23 protein-coding genes are annotated in these 20,934 nt (G+C 42.4%); 5 read left to right on the forward strand and 18 right to left on the reverse strand.

Translation table 11 applies throughout. The features are described 5' to 3' along the window. The 3 genes from J7R12_RS07835 to J7R12_RS07845 form a co-directional block, all read left to right on the forward strand. The coding region (locus J7R12_RS07835; protein WP_208439047.1) for a helix-turn-helix domain-containing protein at window positions 1–406 on the forward strand (406 nt) is incomplete at its 5' end. Window positions 407–1,035: 629 nt separating this feature from the next. Then, entirely contained in the window at window positions 1,036–1,317 is a 282-nt protein-coding gene (locus J7R12_RS07840) for a type II toxin-antitoxin system RelB/DinJ family antitoxin (RefSeq protein WP_126603247.1), read from the forward strand. Window positions 1,318–1,324: 7 nt separating this feature from the next. Next, entirely contained in the window at window positions 1,325–1,606 is a 282-nt protein-coding gene (locus J7R12_RS07845; RefSeq protein WP_126603245.1) for a type II toxin-antitoxin system YafQ family toxin, read from the forward strand. Window positions 1,607–1,669: 63 nt separating this feature from the next. On the opposite strand, the gene J7R12_RS07850 is transcribed toward J7R12_RS07845, so the two are convergent. From J7R12_RS07850 to J7R12_RS07930, 18 genes are all read right to left on the reverse strand, one after another. Beyond that, complete coding sequence (locus J7R12_RS07850) at window positions 1,670–1,888, reverse strand: hypothetical protein (RefSeq protein WP_126603243.1); 219 nt, start codon at window positions 1,886–1,888, stop codon at window positions 1,670–1,672. After that, window positions 1,869–2,087, reverse strand: coding sequence for a hypothetical protein (locus tag J7R12_RS09075; protein WP_126604032.1), 219 nt, complete (start codon window positions 2,085–2,087; stop codon window positions 1,869–1,871). Before J7R12_RS09075 ends, J7R12_RS07850 begins: the two co-directional genes overlap by 20 nt. Next, window positions 2,020–2,247, reverse strand: a complete 228-nt coding sequence (locus J7R12_RS07855) for a hypothetical protein (protein ID WP_126603241.1) — start codon at window positions 2,245–2,247, stop codon at window positions 2,020–2,022. Before J7R12_RS07855 ends, J7R12_RS09075 begins: the two co-directional genes overlap by 68 nt. Then, the gene (locus tag J7R12_RS07860) at window positions 2,244–2,909 is read right to left on the reverse strand and encodes a lysozyme (protein WP_126603239.1); all 666 of its coding nucleotides are present in this window, start codon (window positions 2,907–2,909) and stop codon (window positions 2,244–2,246) included. Before J7R12_RS07860 ends, J7R12_RS07855 begins: the two co-directional genes overlap by 4 nt. A gap of 14 nt (window positions 2,910–2,923) precedes the next feature. Further along, entirely contained in the window at window positions 2,924–4,672 is a 1,749-nt protein-coding gene (locus tag J7R12_RS07865; protein WP_126603237.1) for a glycine-rich domain-containing protein, read from the reverse strand. A 13-nt stretch (window positions 4,673–4,685) separates the two neighbouring features. After that, window positions 4,686–4,937 carry a hypothetical protein gene (locus tag J7R12_RS07870; protein WP_126603235.1) on the reverse strand — a complete coding sequence of 84 codons (252 nt, stop codon included), beginning with the start codon at window positions 4,935–4,937 and terminating at the stop codon, window positions 4,686–4,688. A gap of 9 nt (window positions 4,938–4,946) precedes the next feature. Beyond that, complete coding sequence (locus J7R12_RS07875; protein WP_126603233.1) at window positions 4,947–5,927, reverse strand: tail fiber protein; 981 nt, start codon at window positions 5,925–5,927, stop codon at window positions 4,947–4,949. Further along, window positions 5,920–6,912, reverse strand: a complete 993-nt coding sequence (locus tag J7R12_RS07880) for a transglycosylase SLT domain-containing protein (RefSeq protein WP_126603231.1) — start codon at window positions 6,910–6,912, stop codon at window positions 5,920–5,922. The genes J7R12_RS07875 and J7R12_RS07880 overlap by 8 nt, the downstream gene beginning before the upstream one ends. Next, complete coding sequence (locus J7R12_RS07885) at window positions 6,912–9,125, reverse strand: hypothetical protein (RefSeq protein WP_126603229.1); 2,214 nt, start codon at window positions 9,123–9,125, stop codon at window positions 6,912–6,914. The genes J7R12_RS07880 and J7R12_RS07885 overlap by 1 nt, the downstream gene beginning before the upstream one ends. Continuing rightward, complete coding sequence (locus tag J7R12_RS07890; RefSeq protein WP_126603226.1) at window positions 9,118–10,953, reverse strand: hypothetical protein; 1,836 nt, start codon at window positions 10,951–10,953, stop codon at window positions 9,118–9,120. Before J7R12_RS07890 ends, J7R12_RS07885 begins: the two co-directional genes overlap by 8 nt. Next, complete coding sequence (locus tag J7R12_RS07895; protein ID WP_126603224.1) at window positions 10,953–12,011, reverse strand: tail fiber domain-containing protein; 1,059 nt, start codon at window positions 12,009–12,011, stop codon at window positions 10,953–10,955. Before J7R12_RS07895 ends, J7R12_RS07890 begins: the two co-directional genes overlap by 1 nt. A gap of 1 nt (window position 12,012) precedes the next feature. Beyond that, on the reverse strand, window positions 12,013–12,396 hold the full coding sequence (locus J7R12_RS07900; RefSeq protein ID WP_126604031.1) for a hypothetical protein: 384 nt from the start codon (window positions 12,394–12,396) through the stop codon (window positions 12,013–12,015). Window positions 12,397–12,437: 41 nt separating this feature from the next. Further along, on the reverse strand, window positions 12,438–13,895 hold the full coding sequence (locus J7R12_RS07905) for a hypothetical protein (protein WP_126603223.1): 1,458 nt from the start codon (window positions 13,893–13,895) through the stop codon (window positions 12,438–12,440). Beyond that, window positions 13,895–14,593, reverse strand: a complete 699-nt coding sequence (locus tag J7R12_RS07910) for a phage adaptor protein (RefSeq protein ID WP_126603221.1) — start codon at window positions 14,591–14,593, stop codon at window positions 13,895–13,897. The genes J7R12_RS07905 and J7R12_RS07910 overlap by 1 nt, the downstream gene beginning before the upstream one ends. A gap of 72 nt (window positions 14,594–14,665) precedes the next feature. Beyond that, window positions 14,666–15,133, reverse strand: coding sequence for a hypothetical protein (locus tag J7R12_RS07915; RefSeq protein ID WP_126603219.1), 468 nt, complete (start codon window positions 15,131–15,133; stop codon window positions 14,666–14,668). Between the two features lie 19 nt (window positions 15,134–15,152). Beyond that, the gene (locus J7R12_RS07920; RefSeq protein WP_126603217.1) at window positions 15,153–16,298 is read right to left on the reverse strand and encodes a N4-gp56 family major capsid protein; all 1,146 of its coding nucleotides are present in this window, start codon (window positions 16,296–16,298) and stop codon (window positions 15,153–15,155) included. A 97-nt stretch (window positions 16,299–16,395) separates the two neighbouring features. Then, entirely contained in the window at window positions 16,396–17,307 is a 912-nt protein-coding gene (locus J7R12_RS07925; RefSeq protein WP_126603215.1) for a hypothetical protein, read from the reverse strand. Window positions 17,308–17,318: 11 nt separating this feature from the next. Next, on the reverse strand, window positions 17,319–19,166 hold the full coding sequence (locus J7R12_RS07930; protein WP_234924860.1) for a portal protein: 1,848 nt from the start codon (window positions 19,164–19,166) through the stop codon (window positions 17,319–17,321). 181 nt (window positions 19,167–19,347) lie between these two features. Here J7R12_RS07930 and J7R12_RS07935 point away from each other — a divergent pair, with 181 nt between their 5' ends. Beyond that, the gene (locus J7R12_RS07935) at window positions 19,348–20,514 is read left to right on the forward strand and encodes a tyrosine-type recombinase/integrase (protein WP_126603213.1); all 1,167 of its coding nucleotides are present in this window, start codon (window positions 19,348–19,350) and stop codon (window positions 20,512–20,514) included. Between the two features lie 219 nt (window positions 20,515–20,733). Then, window positions 20,734–20,934 (forward strand): helix-turn-helix transcriptional regulator, encoded by a 201-nt coding sequence (locus tag J7R12_RS07940; protein ID WP_126603211.1) that lies wholly within the window; start codon window positions 20,734–20,736, stop codon window positions 20,932–20,934.

Here is a 20,934-nt window from a genome sequence, read left to right on the forward strand (position 1 = left end):
CGGAAATTACGAACGCGGTGACAGAACTCCAGACGCAACAGTTTTATCAGCATATAAGGAAAAATTTGGAGTGAACCTGAATTGGCTTTTGACTGGTGAAGATGCGATGTTTATAGACATGATGATGGCTCGGGCTTTCAATATCTCTCCACCTACCATCCCTGCTGGGCTCATGAAAAAGCTCGGTCGCATAGCTTATACAACCTATCGCGATGCAAAAATAAAACTCCCCCCTGAAGATATAGCGGAATTAGCGGCAGAGCTTTATAAAAAGTTGCAAGAGCTTGTTCAAAACATAAACGACAGTGAAGAAGTAGAACTTACTTTGCCTCTTCTAAAATTGCATTTAAAGCGTCAAATAGAAGCTGAAAGAGTACATCTAGAAGCTACACAAGATACGGCTTAATGCCCCTTTAATATGAAAAATCGATATGAAAATCTTTTTACATTAGGAAATTAATATAACTAATTGATTTATAGTTATATATTGCCTCTAAAAATAGATAATCACCAATAGGTGAAAATCTTTTTTGCTTTTTTTGTCATTTTGGGCTGATTTTGGAGTGAACTTCACAATTTACCGAATTTTTTTCAAAGGGTCTTCAAAGGCGGTTTTCTGGGCTTTCACAGACTTTTCAAAATTTTTCACAGGGTTTTCAAAGACCTTTCAAAGCCTTCTCTCATTTTTACTTTTGAAACGCACTTTTTTCTGATTTTCGCTCTTTTTTGCAATATTAGGTGTCAAAATCTATTTTGACAAAACGCGCATTTAATGGTAAAAATTGTACATAAAAACAACAAATTACCACGTATTCCTACCTAATCCCACCTCTTCCCACTTAGTACAAAACCTAGTGTCAAACTACAGGAATAGCATTTCGAATCATAACTCTACAAAACGTATCTCGTTCTGCCAACGTCCTCTATTAATTTGTTAAATTCTGCTAAGCTCTCTTATGAAAAACTACGGTTGTGTCTCTTGACATCAACTCAAAGTGTACTACATTGTAGTACAACTAAATAGGAGATTTCGTAATGGGAAAAATTCAAGCGCGCATACCTGATGAAGTCCAAGAGATTGCAAGTGCAGTTATTAAGTCCACAGGCTTAACTGTATCGGATGCAGTGCGCATGTTTATGACGCGCATTGCTAGAGATCGAGCTTTACCGCTTGATCTATTCCAACCCAATCCAGAAACATTACAAGCTATAGAAGATGCCGAAATGGGACGCGTCGAACGCACATCATTAGAAGGTTTACGAACCATGATTCGCGAGGATAGAAGCGAAGTGCGTAAATCTGAAAAACGAACCTAACCTTACTATGCGAGAAATTGTCTATACCCGTTCATTCCGCCGCGACCTTAAGCGCGAAAGCAAAGGGAAATATGCTAATGTACTAGAGGAGGATTTGCTGTTTGTGGTCAAAGCGTTAGCAGAGAATAAACTGCTAAAGGCGCACTGGAGAGATCATGCACTAACAGGTCAATGGCGCAATTGTCGTGATTGTCATATCAAGCCAGATTTAGTCTTGATCTATAGAAAACCAGATACCAAAACGCTAGAACTCTTACGACTTGGTTCACACTCTGAACTACGTTTATGACTGAATCCATGATCTCTGAAAAGAAAGTTTTTACAAAACACCTTCTTCAATATGATAGCTTTTCTAATTCTTTGAGAACCACTGCTTTAAATGAGCAAAGATATTATCTATCGCATCCATAAGACGGGCAAAATCAAGGATCAGCAAAAAGAGAAAAAAGGCTATCCACTTCATTAAGCGAGACATCATTTTCACACTTTGATAGGTGATTATCATTTCTTGAAGCATCTCTTTTTCTGCTTCTGTAAGCTCCGTGTGTTTCTCAGTTTTTCTTCTGTTCATGTTTCCATCCACACAAGTACTCACCTTGCTTGTTATGCTTTAAGATCTCTCTTGCTAAGTTTGAACTAATGGCATTTAAATCTTGCCGGCTTAAGTAAATTGGTAACCAACCAACACAAGAAGAAACGACTTTATTTGTTGCGCAACCAGTCAGAAAGAGCAGCACGCACATCAGCATCACTTTTCTGATTAATTTCATTTTCCACCTCAAGCCGTACTGTTGCTGCCTTTAACGCATTTTCTGTTTGCTTTTGCTGTTCAACCTTTTTTCCAAGAGTAAAAGCTCTTGCTAAAATCATAAAAAAAGCGGCTAAAGCCGCACCTGTTAGCATCAAATTTCTTTTCATCCATAAGATCATAGGCGGTGTTCCTGAAAACGTTTAGCGACCAAGAAAAGTCCAGTACAAGCTGCTAAAACCATAATGGCAGCAAGTGCCCATTGGAGTGGACCATTGCCTGCTAAAAAGCCTCCAAGACCTGAGAAGGAACCAATAATCGGTGCAAGCGCTTCTGCTTTGAAAAGCCCCGTTGGCTCTTGTATTTCTACTGTTTGATAATTGGAGGAAACATAAGCCCCTTTCGCCCATAATCCTGCTTCTGCTGCGCGCCGGTGTACAAGACCTTGTAAACGCTTCCCGCCTGCTTTGGTCCATTTCTGCAATTCTGTTGGTACTGCTTCATAATCACCATTATTGAGTTTTCTAAGCAGTGTAGAGTTTTGGAAAGCTGCAATCCCCACATTATAACAAAAGGAAACAAGAGCACCGAATTGTTCATCGCTTAAATTCACACAAACTGCTTTTTCTACCGCCCTCTCATATTGCCGCAAATCTGCTAAAAGCATGGTTTCAGCTTTTTTTTCCGTAATGACCATACCTTCAACAACTGTTGGTTGACCTGCTTTTTGCGTATGACCATAGCCAATTGTCCACACACCAGAGACATCTTGATAAGCCTGCAAGCACAAGCCCTCCCACTTTTTTAAACAGCTTAAACAGTCTTTACTTATTTTCCGTGCCATTCCTTCATTCCATCCTATAAATATACCTTTATGAGTATTGCTCCGTCACCACCATCGCCGCCAATTTTGTCGCCTCCGGATTTTCCATCGAAATATCCACCACCACCGCCACCAGCCCCATTGCCGCCACGACCGCCTCTACCGCCTTTGTAACTCTCACCACCTTGCCCCATGATAGAACCCTTGCATTGACCGCCGCCGCCACCTCCTCCGCCAAGAAAAGAACTTCCACCAGTACCAGCTCTCTTGCCGTCTACTCCACTCCCCCCACCATTCCCACCAGAAAAAATAAAGCTCTCTCCACTGCTGCCTCCCCTGTTACTTCCTCCATCCCCACCTTTTCCGCCGAAGTTAACTAAAGCCATGGAAACGGAATACCCTCCTTCTGCAGTAACAAGCCCTTTGATCATTGTTCTACCGCCATTGCATAAAATGTTGCTATCGTTGCCTTTACCACCACGACCAATGTAAGCTGTTTTTAATTTATTTAAATCAGATCCTTTCAGTTTAACATGCGCGCATTGACCGCCGCCGCCGCCGCCATCTTTAACGCCACCACCACCACCACCCCAAGCCCATATTTCAATATCAGTTTCAGCAGTAATACCTTCAGGCAATGGAATATCTCCACTTTCTGTCATGAGAATTTCAATAGGTTTGCTAATCCCACCACTATTTCCGCTGCTACCACCGGTGCTATTGCTACTATTTGCTTTGATTGAAGCCATCAGATTGGCTGGTGATATAAGAGCATCAACTGTTTTTGTACCATCAATCCAGTCTTGTTTTGGAAGAGGTTGAATGAGGTCAACTTTTTTCTGTACACTATACGCTGTATCTAATGCACTCTCTGCAGCCTCTTTTGCTTTGCCCGCAACAGTGAAACATTCCTGAACTGTGTTTTGTAATTTATCCGCTGTTTTTTGCGCAACCTCAGCAGTCGTTTTCGCATCTACAGCGTTAGTGTGCGCATCTTTCGCAGTACTTAATGTATTCTCTGCAATGTTCTTTGCCTCACTTGCGGCATTAAGCCCCTGTTGTGCAGTTTCCTTTGCATTTTGTGCTTCGTCTTCAATTTTATCAATCTTTGCAACTTTTGCACGTTCTTGAGAGGTAAAGATAAGGTGCTTTTCTCCCTCTTTCATATTATCCATATCAAAAACATCTTTTGCGATTTTATTGGGATCATAGACAGATTTTGACATGCCAAGAGATTTTGATAAGGAAAAATAATTTATGGTGTTTTTCAGTTCTACGGGAGAGATAGGATAATAAACGCCTTCATTTCCCGTACGCCACTTTTCCATTGTTGGTCCATTAGAACTAAGCCATTGCAGCTTTAATCTTTCCTCTGCTGTCAAAATCTTTTTGGTCGAACCCTCATGCATATTTTCCATAGAAAATGCATTTGACCTCACATTGTCGGGGTCATATGTAGCTGCCTTCATATCGCCAATTCCTAAAGGCGATATTTTTACCCAGCCAGCACCTGATAACAGAGTATTCTCATGGGCTTCACCATTTGCTTCAATATCGTGAATTGTAACCTTATCTTTGTAAGCAAGGGCTCCAATATCTCTCTTTGCAACAGCATCATCAGCCTTTTTCCCTTGAGCAGCTGTTGCAAAATATTCTACCTCATAAGCTGCTGCACTACCCACTGAAACAGGGGCAAGAGCTTTATCGTCTAAAATACCTTCTTTGACTTCTTTTTTTGTTGCTGGTTCCAACGCAAATCTATGCGTATGATAGGGTAGTGGCATTGCGTTTCATTCCTTAATAAGTTTGTTTTTGGGATTGAGACAGAGACTGCAATTCATCAATAAGTTTTTGCATGGTCTCTATGCGTTTATCTGTCGCTTCTTTATGCTCTGCCAAAGCGCTTAAAAGATCACGCTGCACATCGTTTTTTATAAGATCAATAATCTTATTCAATGGCGCATGAACCATTCTATTGCTTGCATAAAAAAGGACGCGGATTTGCTCCGCGTCCGCAATATCATCAATAGCAGACGGATTATTAATCATCTGAAAACCTTATGATTTTATGGCATAAACAACCGATGCATTAACAGGGCGCGTTTCTGCCTCGCCCGTTGAAGAAATTGTTATCTTGTGCGTGTGCACTCCAGCAGGTTCTGTTATTCCTGTTGTATATTCAGGATCATAATATGGATTCCTTCGACCAACCGTGTCAGCATGCCGTCCAAATGTTCTATACTGAAACTTGTGCGTATGTTGCCCCGCCTCTTCAATAGTAGCAACATGCGTATGTGATTTAATGCTATCTTGTTGTAATGCTGCAAATTTTCTACTTCTGTCTAAACCGCGACCATTATCAAAGCCGCGCAAAAACACTCCCCTAAAATCTGGAACTTTAAAGGTTGTATCGCTGTCTTTTCCCCATTTATCTCCTATCGCCTTGAATAATTGCGGATAATCTTTGCGTTCATAAGTAGCACCATCACATAAAAGCCAACCATTTGGCATTTCTTGCATAGCAAAGGTCGCAATAAACCCTGAGGGAAAGGTTTCGACCTTTGGCGGTGGAATAGGGGTAGGATTTAAAAGATACCAGCCCTCAAGACCTTTTGTTGATGCGCCATCATTATAGACTATTTCATAAATGCCCCCTGTTTGTAACTCACCGCCTATCAATGATACTATCCCCGTGCTGGTGGCTTTGTAGAGTGGCTTTGCTCCTATATTATTCATGTTTATCGTTGTCGTGCCAATATTCATACCACGCGCCTTAAAGCGGATAATGATATCATTTTTGTATTTTGCTATCGGCGAAACCGTCGTTAACGTGATTGATGTTGTTTGTTCCTTTCCATTCACTATAAACTTTGAGTCAAGAGAACCACCATTATCTGCAAGATATTCACGTATACGCTGCATCATAATCCGCGCACTATCATTGACAGAACTAGGTGGCTGCCCTTCTGCCCAATTAATCATACTATCTGAATTTGCATTTTGATCAGCTGTGAGTGACCAGTCATAAATATCAGACATGATAAGCCCCCGTTCTTCTTAATAACTCTTCGCGCAATTGCTCTTCTTTTTGCCGCCCATAGGAACCACCAGATTGCCGCCTAGAGGGATCAATGAGAGGTGTTAAATCTATAGGGCGCCCAGTCGATTGTGAGAAACCCGCCATGACTGGTTGCTGTAACATTTGTTGCTGTACCATCTGTGCTTGCTGTTTTTGTCTTTCTCCATTCTCTCTCATTAAATGAAGCAAACCAGCGAACCCCTTTTTAAGAGAGCTAGAATTAATGCCTTGTGCTTGCAATGGTGTGGTTTCCATAACCTGTCCTGTTAAATTGTCTCTGCTTTCAGGTGCCATCATTCTGTTTAGGAATGGCGTGTCATATGCCATCAATTGGTTGCCCCCTTGATCACCTTGCCCCACTTGATTACCTTGAAGTGTCTTTTGAAGCCTCTCAAACCCACGCAAAGGACCCACCTCGTTTGGTGCTGCTTGTCCATTGCTTTGGTTTTGCTGTATTGTTCTCTTCAAAGCATCTCCCGTTTTATTGTAAAGCCCATAAATATGATTCATAAAATCCCCTGCTGTAGCTTCCATATTGCCACCATTGAGTGTGACCGCCTGTCGACCTAAAAGCTGGCTTGCTGGAATATGTGGATTTTTGATAAGTTTTACAGCCCCTGCTGGTCCTTGTTGGTGTGCGAGATAAAGCTCTGCCTCTGATGGCTCTCTGCCTAATGCTGTGGCTAAATAACGTGTATTATCCTTCGTTAACCGTGCCATAGCATCGGTTGCTTGAAAGGGATCAAACTTGTTATTGAGTTGATAGTGTTTTGCTGTTGAATCTAAAAATTGATACAGCCCCCCTGCACTGCTGTTCTTATTTCTTGCATTTGGATTACCATTACTTTCTATCATAGCAACACGTTCAAGAAAGCTTTCTGGCAAACCATATTTTTGTGCTGCCTGTGAAATGGCACGCTTCACATTGGGATGAAAATTGAGCATTAGTTTATAACCGTTCTATCAACGCTGCTATTCAAAAGAATTCCAAGAAAATTAATGAATTTCGTATAATTTTCTCGTGTTATTAAGCGTTTCTTTTCTGCTTCATGAAACGTCTTAATTAGCTCAACGGCTTTTTCCCTTGCTAACCCAAAATTCCCTTTTTCTCGTGCTGTTATGAGAGCTGCAATATCTCTCTCAGTCTCTCTACGCACTTCTAAGAGTTTGCGCCCCCATTTCCCTGTGAAAATTTTCAGGGCTGACTTGATTAGGTGAAGCTTTCCTCCAATCGCAGCGCCTTCTACTGCCTTTTCTTCTACTTCCCCCATATGATTTGGCAACCGTGCAAAAAGCCTTGACCTCTCCACTTCTGGTCGCAACACTTTCATAAGTTGCTTGGCTTTATCCTCACCAAAAATACGCTGTAATTTTTCTTGACCATTTTGCGTGTCAAACAAACTCAAAAGATTGTGATCAAAATTCTGCGCATTGCCTGCCGCATCCTCTACTTGCGACCGTATACCTTTTTGAAACGCATCTTTTTCCATCAACCCAAAATCCGCAAGTTGACTGTTGATTGTATCGAGATTAACGCTCTTCTTCAGTGCTTGCTCTCCTTGCTCTAAAGCATCACCGATAGTACGCTCGTCATAATAAATTTTCCGTGCTTTAGTATAATCTGGAGATGATGTATCCAAAACGTCCAGAATGCGTTGTTTAAAATCAGTCAAATCTCGAGCATATCCTTGTTTTCCTTTGATACGCGCAGAATTAATTTGATCATCCAAAACCTCTTTCATCTTATGTAAAATTCGCATATTCAGCTTTGGATATCCATTGCTCCCTATAACTGTTGCATCCACTTCATTTGGCATTTGCGCAATTGCTTTTTTGTATGCTTTTTGGAATGCAGGGGTTTCTTGCAAGAGCGATAAATCTTCACGAACAGCATTTGAAATAGGAGAAGCTTTCGCCCTCTCATAAAATGGTTCAGCTTTTTTCTGTGCTTGTTTGATAATCTCTTGCTTTAAATTAAGCGTATCTACTTTTGGTCCCATCACATCTGTCAACGCATCCTTTACCCGTAGTGCACTCGCATCTTGTCTTTCATTCAAACGATTACTTATGAGCGAATATGTATCATGGTCTTTTTTTGCTGCCCTAAAAGCTCTTGCAGCAAGCCCATCATGAAGATCAATAATCATTGAATCAGGACCACGCTGTTTTAATGCCCTCTCAAGCTTATCAACACCTTCATCCCCTAAAGTTTGGCTTACATCCCTAAGCGCTCTATCGCTTATCTGAAATGCTTCTTTTTCTGGCATTAGCGCTGCTTTTGCTGCCATTTCAGCTGGACTTACAGGTCCTCTCAATGCTGCTTTAAGTGATTTTGTCACAAAAGGTGTCACTTTTGATACACCACTGGCAACAAATGGCGTTACAGCACCTAGCCCCGCACCAAACCCAGCAGACACGAGAGTATCCGCCAAACCCTCTCCCTCACCACTACCTGCTATTCCGCCATAAATGGCTCCAGCTTTTGCTGCACGCCCCAAGCTAAATTTTGCCGCCTCTTTGCTTGCTACTGCTTTCATTGCTGCTTCACCTGCAGCTTTTGCCGCTGCCCGTTCCGCACCCTCTGCTAAAGCAGATTGCACCGCCCTTTCTCCTGCTGCTAAAGCTTTACTGGTTACTTGTGCTCCTGCAACACCTGCTCTTCCTCCCAAGACAACATCAGCCCCAATTGCCGCACGAGCAGCAGCAGTAGCCCCTGCCGCGGGTGCAAAGAGGGCAGAAGCAATTACGGGTGCTGCTGCCCCCGCTACATTCCCCGCAAAAGATAAATAAAACTGATCTCGGTTCGCCGCTCTTTGATAATCCCGCCATCGCTTTGTCACTTCATTATATTTTTTGACAGCCTTTTCATCTCCCGTCCAATAATCCCAAAGTCCCGCCTCTAATATTCCAGCTATTTCATCATCATAGCCCATAGTTAAACCATGAAGAGCCCCCCATCCCAAAGCCCCCGCAGCACTTGGATGTGGACCATCTTCTTCTGTTTCTTCTGTTGCACCTTTATTTCCTGTAACAGCACCACTTAGCCTTTCCTTATTCTTCGCGAAAAGCTCTTGAAGCTGTTCTGGTGTATAGTCACTTATATGTCCAATGACTCTTGTGTTTTTACGATTAATAAGAGGAGGAATTACTTCAGCCATTGGTTTGTTTCTCCTTAATGCGCCCGTCACTATCAACGAACAGCATGCCTTCCGGCAATGCTTCTATCTGTTTTTCTAGTGGATCATTTGACTGTGCATAATTTTCCTTATTCCCCTTATAAGCATCTTCCCCATAAGCTGCTCGAACGAGCTCGCTTGTTGCTTCTGCACCACCAAAAAGAATTGCGCGCGTTGCTGCATTGGATTTGTTGAAAGTGTCAATAACTGTTTTTAAAGATTTCTTCATTTGCTCTGCAGAAAGATCTTGATACAGTGCCGCGACAGAGTTTTGCAATGCTTGCAATTCCATATTAGACAAGTTCCCAAAGCCAGATGCGCCATTTGGTGAAAATGCTTTTGCTTTTCTCAAGGCATCAAGCCCGATACTCGCCTTCAATGAATCGAGCATATGCCCGAAATCTTTTGCCTGAGAATTAGGAAGGAACGACATTATAGGACCAGTGAAACCAACAACATGCGGGTATTCCTCAACAATTTTTAGCAATTCTTTAGATGCCGAAAGTATACGATTTGACCTGTCTGCTGTTTCCAGAATTCGCATTTGCGTTTGTTGGTTTTTCCGCTCCTCCTCCTTCTGTTCTTGGATTAATTTATGTTCTGCACCACTGCCTGCAATCGGCATCGCACGTACGCCACCAAGTGCATTTTCATCCTTAACATACATGTAACCTGATTCAGGCTTTGACAGCATGCCATCGGTATTTCCCCCTAATCCAGAAGCAGTGGAACGCTGTCCTCCTTGGACAGGTATAATTTTCCCTGTGCTTGTTGAGACTTGGAAAGTCATATTCTCAGGCAATCCCTGCTCTGCCTTTTCCGCTGCTGTCAATGTTCTATAGCCTTCTTGAGGGCTTAACGTGCTGCCTATAACTTTCATGGCAAGATCTGGATATTGCACAAGGGCTTGTACGTCTTTATCACTATAGCCTTTAGAGCGTAAAAACTCAAAAATTGGTCTATTTTGAGCACGTACATTATTGCCCTGCCGCATAACAAGCGCCGCATTTGAAAAACTTTCCTGTGGTGTCTTTCCTAATGCTAACCCTGCAAAAAAATCCATTAAATGCTCGGAAAATTCTGATTTTCTAAAACGCTCCCATAAGCCGATTGGATTTGCATCTTTATGGATAAAATTTCCAACTGCGTTTACATAATCCGTTGCCTGTTCGGGCTTAGCATTTGCTTTTAAATGTTCTTCTTCTGGAATAGGCGTATAAGAAAGTTTTTCTTCATTGACAGGGCTGCTCTCCTGCGGATTTTCTGCCATAGATCTGTTGTTGATCTCTGCAATATAATCCGTCACATCTTTTTGCTGTCGTTGTGCTTCATCCCCACTAGACTGATCAATGTTCGCAAAAAGTGGAGATTGAGGAATCATTGATGCAACACTTCCCTGCTCTGAGAAGTCATGCTTTTGTTGCTCTGGCGCCTCTTGTATCTTAACAGTATCCTTTGAAACATCTGGCAAGGGGGGCATTTGGCGCTTTAAGTCATCCGTAGACATAATCAATTCTGCTGGCGTTTTTTTCCCAACTTCTCCTCCTCCTGTTTGAGCCCCGCGAATAAGCTCTGTAGGACTCAATTTTTGTGGAGTATTATCCCCATTGCTCGCATCAAAAGGGTCTGTGCTAAAAGCAGCGCGTTCTAAAAAACTTGGCTTGTATTGCCCTTCCAACGGCGTGCTTGGAGGCGTAGAAAGCTGTTCGAATAAATGCTTGGGCAATTGAGGCATGACCTGATACATCAAGGGACGCAAAAATTTTGGATCAAACAACTTTAAAAGAGAATTTGTGTTTTCTTGTTCCATCACTGCACCCTTTCCATCTCAAAGCCAAGCTTGCCATAATCAACATGCAAAAAGCCTGTCGCCTTATGCAAGAAAACAGCTTCAGGTTTTGACTTCAAAACATCTTGCGCCATCACTCCAAGGTAGCGCTCTGGATGCCCCTTGTAATTATACTCATAGAGTTTGTGTCCATCTCGCTGCCCCACTTGCACGATATTTTCTTTTGCTCTTCTATCGCTAAGCCCCGCAAAAGTACCAAGGATAGTTCCAACATTTCCAACAATTTCCCATGGATTAGGTCTTGGCGGTGGAGTAAATGTCGTCCTTTGCCCTGTTTGCGTTCCATAATTTCCAGCAACAGCCCCACCAGCTGCAAGCAACTTACTTAACTGGTCCCAATCAAGATTGTTCTGCTGCTCCCATTTTTGCCGCTCTTCATCTAATTGCCGTTGATGATTGGCATCAAGCACACTTCCTCCCGCCAACGCATTGAGATTTGCTTGACCTTGACCTTGAAAGAAATTATTGGCACCCGCCAACTGATTTTGGTTTGCTTGATCAATGAGACTATTGGCATTCATCATGTTGTTGACATCTTGGTTATATTGCTGTGACAAAGCTTGTGTTGCTATGCCCCCCAATTCGTTAGCAAGAACGCCGGTATGTGCACCAGAACCATAACGTCCAGCCCCTGCTAGCGAACTGTTAATAGAGTTTGTCGCTTTATTTAATGTGTTTTGAAGCGCTTCATCAAAGTAAGGATTATTGCCTATTTGCTGCCCTGAAGCCATGTTCTTTAAGTTTTGGCTTGTTGCATTTTGCCCTGTAGCTAATCCATTTAAATAATTGTTATCATAGTTATGTGTATTATTGCTAAGCCCATTAATCGCATTGTTTGTTGGATCACTTAAATCCGCAACACGCTGTCCATCATAAACCGCTTTTCCGCTGCCTTGATTATAAAAAGTCATGGCATCCTTCGCGGCATGTTCAAGAATACCTTTTGCCCATTCAGGGGGAGCATTTGTTTGCGTCGTATTCTGTGTAGGACCTTGGATTGGTTTAGAACTTTTTCCCATATTAAAGCTGCTTTCTATATTCTAAAAGATTAACGAGATATCCATGCGATTTAAGAGATTTTTCCCATCCACGCCTGCCTATGATAACAAGCTCTTTTGCCCCTTTTTCCCTGTAGTAAGCTTCAATCTGAGTGATAAGCTTTGTTAAGGGCGCTCCTCCTTTTCCACCAAGTGTGACAATAACCGCCCTTAATGCTCCAGTGACGAGTTCTTGTAACTGTGTTGTGACATGCGCCATAAAATTTTCATGCGCATCAACGATAATCCAAAGAACTTTTTCTCCTTTCAAAATATCGTTTAAAATGGTCTCTGTATTATAATCATCAGGGAATTTTTGATTAAAATAAGCTATCGATTTTATCACATTCTCAAAATAGGGCGCCATTTGTTCAGCGCTCCATTTTTCTGTATTATAGATCTTAAAACTCATCTTATACCCGCGGGTTTGAGCGTTACATCAAAGCCTGTTATATGCGTCCATGGCGTGCCTTCAGGTATTCTCAGGCGCAAGGCGTGATAACGCGCCCGTGAGCGGATATTATACATGCCATTGTTATAGCCGGCATAACGCTCTTTAGCCCAATTTAATTGGCTCTTGTTGTCAATGATAAAAGCCGCACCAACACTTAAAAAACCATTTGTCGTATCCGCTTGAACAAAAGCCTCACTCATCAGATTGATTTGCCTGCCCGTATCCCCCACAATTTGTGAAGCAATAACTGCTTCCATCGGAGGACCTGCAAAAAAACCAAATGTGTTGTCTGGCGTAAAGGCTCCCAAAACAGGCGCGCCATTTTGCCACATTTTACTATCAAGAGAAGCTGGTAGGTTCTCAATATGTCCTTCGACTTCGTCTAAGCCTTCTAATGTATAACCAGCTGCAAAGAGGGGAAATAAGAGAAGGTTCTGCCCCTTAATGACACTCCATATTTGCAAGAGCCAATCATAAACATAAATATGTATCCCTTCGGTGTTATCATTGATAGAAAAATAAACACGAGAGTAGACCGGATCAATACATGCCCTCATCTCATCAATGGCAAAGTTATTGTAAAGTGTGAAAATGGTTTTATCGACTTTGCCAAAACCAATAGGGAGCATTTCACCAGCACTGTTGATTTGATAAAAACCATCATCAGATGCAAAGAAAGTATAGTCTCCACGGCTTGCAATTGCTGTACTGCTTTTCGCCCCTATTTTGTCTTTTATTTTTGCAAAACTGAAGATGATTTTGGATCCGGGCACAAAGGTTGCGTGATAAATAGCGGAGCGCATAAAAATAAGGGGATTGGTTGATTCCGTAGACCCTTGAACATATTCACCATCGGGAAAATCTTGATAATCGCAACTTTTTTCACCAACTGTCCAGTGTGTCGCATCATTCAAACCTGACCACTGAACACGGTTTGGCTTATCTGTTAGTTGCATTAAACAAACAAAATCACCCCATACCCGCACAAGTCCAGCTCGCGGGGGATTTCCGCCTAAATCACAAAACCTTTCCTCCGTTTTTAATGAAAGCATTTGTGGTGGGTCATTGCTATTAACAGCAATGATATGATCACCAAAGGAGGCAAAAGACCAACGAGCGGTCTCATTGGCGTGATATTGCGTGCTAGGCTTGCTTATATCTTTCCAGCCGCGCGTGCTGTTGTCATATTCGTAAAGCTTTGTTGGGGCGCCCACAATGATGCGTACACCACCCAATGAGCGCACAGCATAGACCCCCAAAATCATATCCGGAAAAGATTCTGAAACCGGCGCAACCATGGGAAACGGAATATACGAATTTGGTGCAGGCAAAACATTCACTATCTCATGAGAATAACCGCTGTTAATAAATGCGGTGTCCGGCCTATATTCAGCAATAGGGATAAAAGTCATCAGAAGTCCGTGTGTTGAATTTTCAAAAGATTTTTGCGCCGCGAAGTCTCAATTCTCAATGCATCTAACTGCTCTTGAAACATGGCAAAAGCTGCCGCTGCCATCTGTGGTTCTTTAATAATATTGGTATAAATTTCATATTTTGCGCGGGTTTTGATCAATTCATAGGCTTCACAAAACCATATGGACGCTTCTTGTGCACTCTCAATATCTTTTATTCTTATAGGGTCAAGAATAAGCCTGATAGAATAAACGCGATCTGGTGTTGGATACAAGACAAGCTTTTGTTCAAAATAAGCATAGCGTGTAGGCATGCCATGGCTACAATCATCCTCAAGATTCTCAATAACAAGCGGATCTGTATGCAAAAGCTTTGCTTTACTGTGATTATCTTCATAAACGTAAGCATCAACAATGCGAACAGCAGCCGGAATAACTGGATTTTCCTCTGCGCCATAACGGCTTTTGCCCTTTAGAGTGGTAAAAACAACTTCGCGGCTTTCATTGAAATAAAAAGGCAATCGTTCACAAAAGCGAATAGCCGAAAATATCGCCCTTTGCACTTGATCAACATATTCATTGGTTTGATCATCTATTTCATCCTGAATATCGTTTAACATCTGGATAAAATTTTTATCCCAAGGAACAATGGTCTCTTTTTCTCCAATCGGACCACCTGTCTGTACTATTATTGTCATATCACCCTCTTCCAAATATCTTGGGGCATCTTGTGTGGGAGGGGGACGCAAGCAATAAACGCCCCCTCGCCTTTAACGATTTGTGTAAAACTCAACAATCACCTCAGCATCACCTTTGGTACTTTGCTTGTTTCGTGTCATGTAAATCGTATTTTCAGCCTCTAACGGAACATCTCGTTGCTCCATCGCTAGGAACACATTGCCATCGGTAGATTGCGTAAGTTCTACATCTCCATAATCATTGCCATGAGGCGCTTTTCCAAATTTAGCTGTTACGTTTTCAAAATCCGTTATGATATAAGCTGTAATGCTTTTGATAAAAGCCCCTCGGGGTAGAACACCAATTTTCGTTATCAACCCTTGGTCTGTACATTTAACACGCGCCCGTAAAAAACTAACCTGCTGGGTAGAGTTGTTGCGTCCTTGCAAAACAGGTGGCAATCCCTCATCTGTCATGCCAACAGTCTCAACAATCTCAACAATCTCAATGTTTTCAACGGTTTCAACAGATTCCTGTGTAATTGGCGATTTTTCTGCCATAATTGTCATCCTTTAATAATTAGCTTGCTTCAGCAAAAGAAGGGATGACAATGGTACCAAAATCCTGCCCCCCTTGATCAGAATGAGGCAAGGTGTAGCGTGACTTTTTCATGCCGATAATGGTCTTTGCAGCCAAACCAAATTCACGTTGATAATCAAACAATTCTTCAACAAGTTTATAACGTGTACCACCCTTTTTATCATCACCTCCTGTTGCACCATTACCAATGCGTCCATAAGCCATGATGATACTTTGCGCACCAAGCAAAACAGCACGACGAACAGAGGGAACAGGCTCTTGTGTCTTTGAATTAACACCATTGGGGACATGTTCAGCTTCACGCAAAATGACACCGTTATACATCCCCAAAGAACCATTAAAAATTGGGTTCTTAGCTCCAGAGCCATCATAAGCTGCCTTGGTAATGTCTAACCATTGACCACTCTTTGTATTGGTGCGCAATTGAGTTACCTGTATTGGGTGGAGATACATCACATATGCCGATTTTCCATCAACACGAACCGGACGCAAACGTGGATTTGCAAGTTTTGCGCGTTCAACAGCTTGATCTATCAGATCTAATGTAAAAACATCCTCTTTTGTAAGCTCTTCATCAGTCTTTTTCTTATTCGGGCGGATAATACGCAATTTGCTTGGCTCTGATGGCGCGTTAAAACCATAATGTACCGGTTTAAGCGTTATGGTGCGCCCTTCAAAATGCATCCATGGTGCTGTATAGCCTGCTGCCTGAATGAAAAACATCAGACTTAAACGGTCTGCATACCAATCAACCAACCCATCTTTTGCTTCGGTACGCAAATTAAAGGGAACACGTTGTTGATCAATAGAGCCTTCATATTTGATGCGCACAGCATGAGTAAGCTCGTTGATGCGCACCTTTTCATTCATAAATTGGAGGGCTTCTTCATTGCCTTCCAGCGTTTGTCCCTCGCTAACGCCGTCCCCCATAAGTTGAACGCGTAATCCACTCGTAACGGAGTCACCAGCGGATTTTCCTAGCACATCCAACACTTGGATAATGCTGTTTTTACTCTCCCCCATCAGCGGTGCAATGGGCAACGCTTTTGAGGTCTCTGTGTTTAGCATCTTAGCCCAAACGCCAACGGCTAATGGGTCATTGAGCTTTACTTGTGTTACTGCCATTTCAATCAATGCCTTTCTTGGTTTTAAAACTCGCCTTTCGGCTCCCCCAAACGATAACAATCACTTGGTTCTCGCTGTCGCGCCATTGCGCACATCTTCATGCTCTGCTCATAATTTGTTCAAATTTTTTGGGATTTTTCTCAACCCATGCTGCAAGTTCGGCTTCCGGCATAGAAAAAAGCGTTCTCACATCCATTCCACCTGTTGGAACTTGCCCGCCGCGCGCTGTAAGCGTCCGCGCTGCTTGAGAGCGCTCTTGAAGGGCTCCCACTTCATCCTTAACTGGCGCTCCACTATAGCCAAAAGCTTTCGCTTTTTGCACCAGCACCTCAATTGGATTTATACCGGCTTTCTGACACTGCTGGCATATTTGGCGCAATTCAGCACCAATTTGCTGTTGCCGTGCTACAGGGTCTTTCCATTGCGGATAAAGGCTTGCTTGCGCTTGTAGAACATTGTCTGCTCTTTCATAGAGATAGTCCGTGATACTGTCTAAATCTGGATATTTATCTTGTACCTGCGCTTTAGCTTCCTCAAAATAATCCCCTAACTTTTGGCGTTCATATTCCTCTTGACTCATGCGCTCTTGACGCTCTCTCATATGAGAAAACTCATCAAGCAATTTCTGTTGTTCCTGTACCTTTTGACTAAGCCATGCAACATGTGCTTTAGGGTCGTCTTCTAAGGTAGGAATATTTTCCTCACGATTTCGCGTGATTTCTTCTTGCATTGCGGCATATTTTTGCGCAAGTTCAATAGCCAATTCACGCGCTTCAACAGCACTTTGTTCTGCCCTTTGACGTGCTTGCCGCTCTTGCTCTAGTTTATCAGGTTCTATTGCATTAGAACTTGGCTGCTCCTGAAGTGGTTCTACAGGTGACTGTTCAGAACTTTCCTCTGTTTCAAAAACTTCCTCAACTTGTTCAGGCTCGACCAACTCAACAGCATTATCACTGGCAAAATGTTCGTCATAGATTGCTCGTTCTTCAGGCGTAAACTCTTCTTCCATTTTCTGTCCCTTCAATGTGCTATTATATTTTTTGTCAAAACTCGATAGTGTTCCAACTGTGCCTGTAAAGCTTTGCGTTCTAAATCACGCTGCGCTATCTCATTTTTTGCCTGTTGCAACTCAAGCTGCATCCGTGCTTGTTCTTGCTTTAAGAAAAGCTCGATATTTTTCTGCTGCAATGCCGTTTGTTTCTGCTGCGCGTCGAGTTGATAGAGTGTGCTCTTTGCTTGCGCTTCCTGCTGTAAAACAGCAATCTTTGCTTGTTGCTCTGGAGTTAATTGCGCCCCTTGGCTTTGTTGCATCATCTGCTGTTGCTGTTGTTGTATCTGTGCTTGCTGTGCCTTTGCGGTTAAACTTGCCACAAGTGTTGCTGGGAGTGGTGAAAGCTTAAGAAGATCTGGAATCATCTCCGGTGTTAAGAAACCGCCAAGCAATGGCAACATCTGTGTAATTGCTGCGAAAGTTTTCTCTTTTTCATTGGGGCTTGTCGGTGAATCATCAACAATAATGTCATACTCAAGCGTCGTAACAGCTTCACGGGTTAATGGCACATATTGCGCATTCTCTTGTCCAGAAATACGCACCAAACGCCCATCGGAAAGATAGTTTTGAATAAGATAAAGGATAATCTTTCCCTGTCTGCACCGATAAAGCTTGAGATTGTCAAACAGCCCCGCAAGCAAATTAAGTGTCGATTGCCGGCGTGTATTTTCCAGCACATTGGCTTGGTTGACCTCCCGTGTTCCAATAAATTCCGCCGATAACCCTGTTACATGCGTTATTGCTTCACGCGATTCATTAAACAGCTGGAAAAATCCACTGGGAAATTGTGCACTTGGCTTTGGTTGAATTTTCCCTCCCGTAAGCGCACCATTTTTAACCCAAGTAATCGTATCCGTTCGCGCCCAGCTTTCCATGGCTTGGCGATCATCATCGAAAGCGTCTCGTTCTGCCATCAAGCCGCCCTTAGACTGGCTATTAAGGATATACATCACTTGGCTAAAATATTTATTCGACCATTTTTGCGGGTCTTTTGCGGGGCGAACAATCCCGTAAAACTGGTTTTTAAGCTTATCCAGCGTGCCCGTGATACATTCCCAGCCAAGCTGCCCATCAGGTGCTAATGGCTTATCAGGCTGGCTTAAAAGGCGCCGCCCCAGAAAGGCGCGTCTGACCACTTTTTTATTAAAACGCGCACCTTGTAACTGTGGCATCACTCTTTGAAGCTGTTCAAACTCTTGTTTGCTATAGTTGCGCATCTGACCGGTTTGAAGATCAGGTGCCTTGTAAGTGATCTCATATTCAAACCAACGGCATTCAACCAGCGTAACATAGTGTTTCCCAGAACACGGCTCTGAGAGAGAAGTCGCATTGGAGTCATCATGATACGCATCAAGCGACACATGAGAATCCTCAGAAGCGGTTGTACTATCGATAGCCCAATCGGCGTTAAGATCTTCAACAGCCACATCAGGAAAAAGACTTTTTGCATCCTCAACGGATTTGCGATCAACATACCACATACGCTGTGCGTCAATGAGATTTGGTCTTACAGCATTGGCATCCCAAACCATTTTCAGTGGATCTAAACGCCTAACGGTAGGTATTCCTTCGGGATTTGTATCATAATCAAGCCTTGTATCTGTCCAGCCCATGCCGCAAATAACCATATCCTGAAAAGCATCAGAATCGGCATATTCTGCCTCCGCCTCATCACGAAACCATTCTGCTGCTCCAGTAAGCAATTCATTTGGTATTGCTGCCCCCATTTGCCTTGGTTGAAACTGCACTTCGCGCTTGTTATTACGCTCTGCACCAACAATAGCATTCACAAGGGGTGCAATACGGTTAAAAGTCATAACAGAACAACGTATTGATTTATAATGATAATTTACTGTTTTGCATATTGAATGAGACCCCCGAATATTGTAAGATTCTCTCATCTCAAATCATCTTATGTTCAATCAATTAAAGTCACTTATTTGCACGTCATAAGCGGGGTTATCGTGTGGGTAGAAAACCGTTTAGAAAGGAACAAAAATGCCTTTAATGAATCGTCTTAATGCAAGGGCTGTCGCAACATTGGGGGCTGGCAAATATAATGATGGTGCCGGCTTGTTACTTCATAAGCGTAAAGATGGTGGTGCTCAATGGCTTTTACGCTATACCATTCACGGGCGGCGCCGTGAAATGGGCTTGGGTGCTTTAAGAAATGTCTCTTTAAAAAAAGCCCGTGAATTGGCAACCCAGTGGCGTTCTGTTTTGAATGAGGGTCGTGACCCCATTAAAGAACGTGAAAAACAAAAACGTGAGGCAATGCGCAATCTTCATTATTTAAAAGACATTGCATTGGAGACTTTTGAAAGTCGTAAAGCAGAATTAAAAGGAGATGGTAAAAATGGAGATTGGTTTTCGCCTTTAAAACTTCATATTCTCCCTCAATTAGGTTGTATACCGGTTTCAGAGATTACCCAAACCGATATACGCAATACACTCGCTCCCATCTGGCATACAAAAGCTGGAACAGCTCGTAGAGCTCTCATTCGTCTTAATATGTGTCTCAAACATGCTGCTGCCTTGGGTTTGGATGTTGATTTACAGGCAACAGAAAAAGCAAAAGCTCTCTTAGGCAAACAACGCTATAAAGCTACGAATATGCCTGCTATGGATTGGAGAGATATACCAGCTTTTTATAAAACACTTTGCAAAACACCAACTATGACACATTTAGCTTTGCGGTTTCTTATTCTGACAGGTGTTCGCACACATGCTTTACGTCATATTGATAAAGATCAGGTTGATGGAGATATATGGACCATCCCTGCTGAGAATATGAAAGGAAGGCTTGATGCTACAACAGAATTTCGCGTGCCCTTATCATCAGAAGCATTGAAAATTTTAAAACAAGCACGCTTACTGTCTCGCAATGATTTCTTTTTTTCTGCAACCGGTCGTGGTCCCCTTGGTGAAACTTGTATGTCACTATATATGAGAAAAATTGGACTTGATGCTTGTCCCCATGGTTTTCGTTCTAGTTTACGCGATTGGCTAGCAGAAACAACCGATGCTCCTTTTGAGGTAGCAGAAACCATTCTAGGTCATGTGGTCGGTGGACAGGTAGAGCGTGCTTACCGTCGTACTGACTATTTAGAACAGCGCCGTGTTTATATGGATAAATGGGCGGCTTATGTCACGGGGCAATCTTAATAGATGGGGTCTTGTACCCCATCATTCCTTCATTATCTGTGGATAACTTTTTCTCTCTTTTCTCTCATTCCGTTTCAATAAGACTCATAAATTATCAAATGAGAAAATACATCATAAAGTACTGTTTTTTATGAATAAACTTACTTTCCAAGTTCAACAAAATATGGTTAATAAATACTTATGATTTGTTAATATTTTTTTAGATTGAAAGGATTAGTTATGACTGAAAATGATGTTCTTCTTACAGACCGTGAAAGTGCAAAATTATTGCATATCAGCGTTTCAACATTCCGTCGGCATGTCACCAATGGATCTTTACCAAAGCCTTTAAAATTTGGTTCTTTATCGCGTTGGTTACAATCGGATTTGATGGATGTGATTGAAAAAGCCAAAACGCAACGTCTAAGTGACGCGGCATAA

Source organism: Bartonella vinsonii subsp. vinsonii, assembly GCF_902825235.1.
GTDB lineage: Bacteria > Pseudomonadota > Alphaproteobacteria > Rhizobiales > Rhizobiaceae > Bartonella > Bartonella vinsonii.

Coding starts and splice junctions, on each gene's coding strand:
- J7R12_RS07885 (WP_126603229.1), bottom strand. CDS start 9,125: ATGGCTGAAGTAATTCCTCCTCTTATTAATCGTAAAAACACAAGAGTC.
- J7R12_RS07860 (WP_126603239.1), bottom strand. CDS start 2,909: ATGGCACGGAAAATAAGTAAAGACTGTTTAAGCTGTTTAAAAAAGTGG.
- J7R12_RS07845 (WP_126603245.1), top strand. CDS start 1,325: ATGCGAGAAATTGTCTATACCCGTTCATTCCGCCGCGACCTTAAGCGC.
- J7R12_RS07890 (WP_126603226.1), bottom strand. CDS start 10,953: ATGGAACAAGAAAACACAAATTCTCTTTTAAAGTTGTTTGATCCAAAA.
- J7R12_RS07925 (WP_126603215.1), bottom strand. CDS start 17,307: ATGGAAGAAGAGTTTACGCCTGAAGAACGAGCAATCTATGACGAACAT.
- J7R12_RS07915 (WP_126603219.1), bottom strand. CDS start 15,133: ATGGCAGAAAAATCGCCAATTACACAGGAATCTGTTGAAACCGTTGAA.
- J7R12_RS07935 (WP_126603213.1), top strand. CDS start 19,348: ATGCCTTTAATGAATCGTCTTAATGCAAGGGCTGTCGCAACATTGGGG.
- J7R12_RS07840 (WP_126603247.1), top strand. CDS start 1,036: ATGGGAAAAATTCAAGCGCGCATACCTGATGAAGTCCAAGAGATTGCA.
- J7R12_RS07870 (WP_126603235.1), bottom strand. CDS start 4,937: ATGATTAATAATCCGTCTGCTATTGATGATATTGCGGACGCGGAGCAA.
- J7R12_RS07875 (WP_126603233.1), bottom strand. CDS start 5,927: ATGTCTGATATTTATGACTGGTCACTCACAGCTGATCAAAATGCAAAT.
- J7R12_RS07930 (WP_234924860.1), bottom strand. CDS start 19,166: ATGACTTTTAACCGTATTGCACCCCTTGTGAATGCTATTGTTGGTGCA.
- J7R12_RS07905 (WP_126603223.1), bottom strand. CDS start 13,895: ATGACTTTTATCCCTATTGCTGAATATAGGCCGGACACCGCATTTATT.
- J7R12_RS07850 (WP_126603243.1), bottom strand. CDS start 1,888: ATGAACAGAAGAAAAACTGAGAAACACACGGAGCTTACAGAAGCAGAA.
- J7R12_RS07865 (WP_126603237.1), bottom strand. CDS start 4,672: ATGCCACTACCCTATCATACGCATAGATTTGCGTTGGAACCAGCAACA.
- J7R12_RS07920 (WP_126603217.1), bottom strand. CDS start 16,298: ATGGCAGTAACACAAGTAAAGCTCAATGACCCATTAGCCGTTGGCGTT.
- J7R12_RS09075 (WP_126604032.1), bottom strand. CDS start 2,087: ATGAAATTAATCAGAAAAGTGATGCTGATGTGCGTGCTGCTCTTTCTG.
- J7R12_RS07880 (WP_126603231.1), bottom strand. CDS start 6,912: ATGCTCAATTTTCATCCCAATGTGAAGCGTGCCATTTCACAGGCAGCA.
- J7R12_RS07895 (WP_126603224.1), bottom strand. CDS start 12,011: ATGGGAAAAAGTTCTAAACCAATCCAAGGTCCTACACAGAATACGACG.
- J7R12_RS07940 (WP_126603211.1), top strand. CDS start 20,734: ATGACTGAAAATGATGTTCTTCTTACAGACCGTGAAAGTGCAAAATTA.
- J7R12_RS07910 (WP_126603221.1), bottom strand. CDS start 14,593: ATGACAATAATAGTACAGACAGGTGGTCCGATTGGAGAAAAAGAGACC.
- J7R12_RS07855 (WP_126603241.1), bottom strand. CDS start 2,247: ATGATCTTATGGATGAAAAGAAATTTGATGCTAACAGGTGCGGCTTTA.
- J7R12_RS07900 (WP_126604031.1), bottom strand. CDS start 12,396: ATGGCGCCCTATTTTGAGAATGTGATAAAATCGATAGCTTATTTTAAT.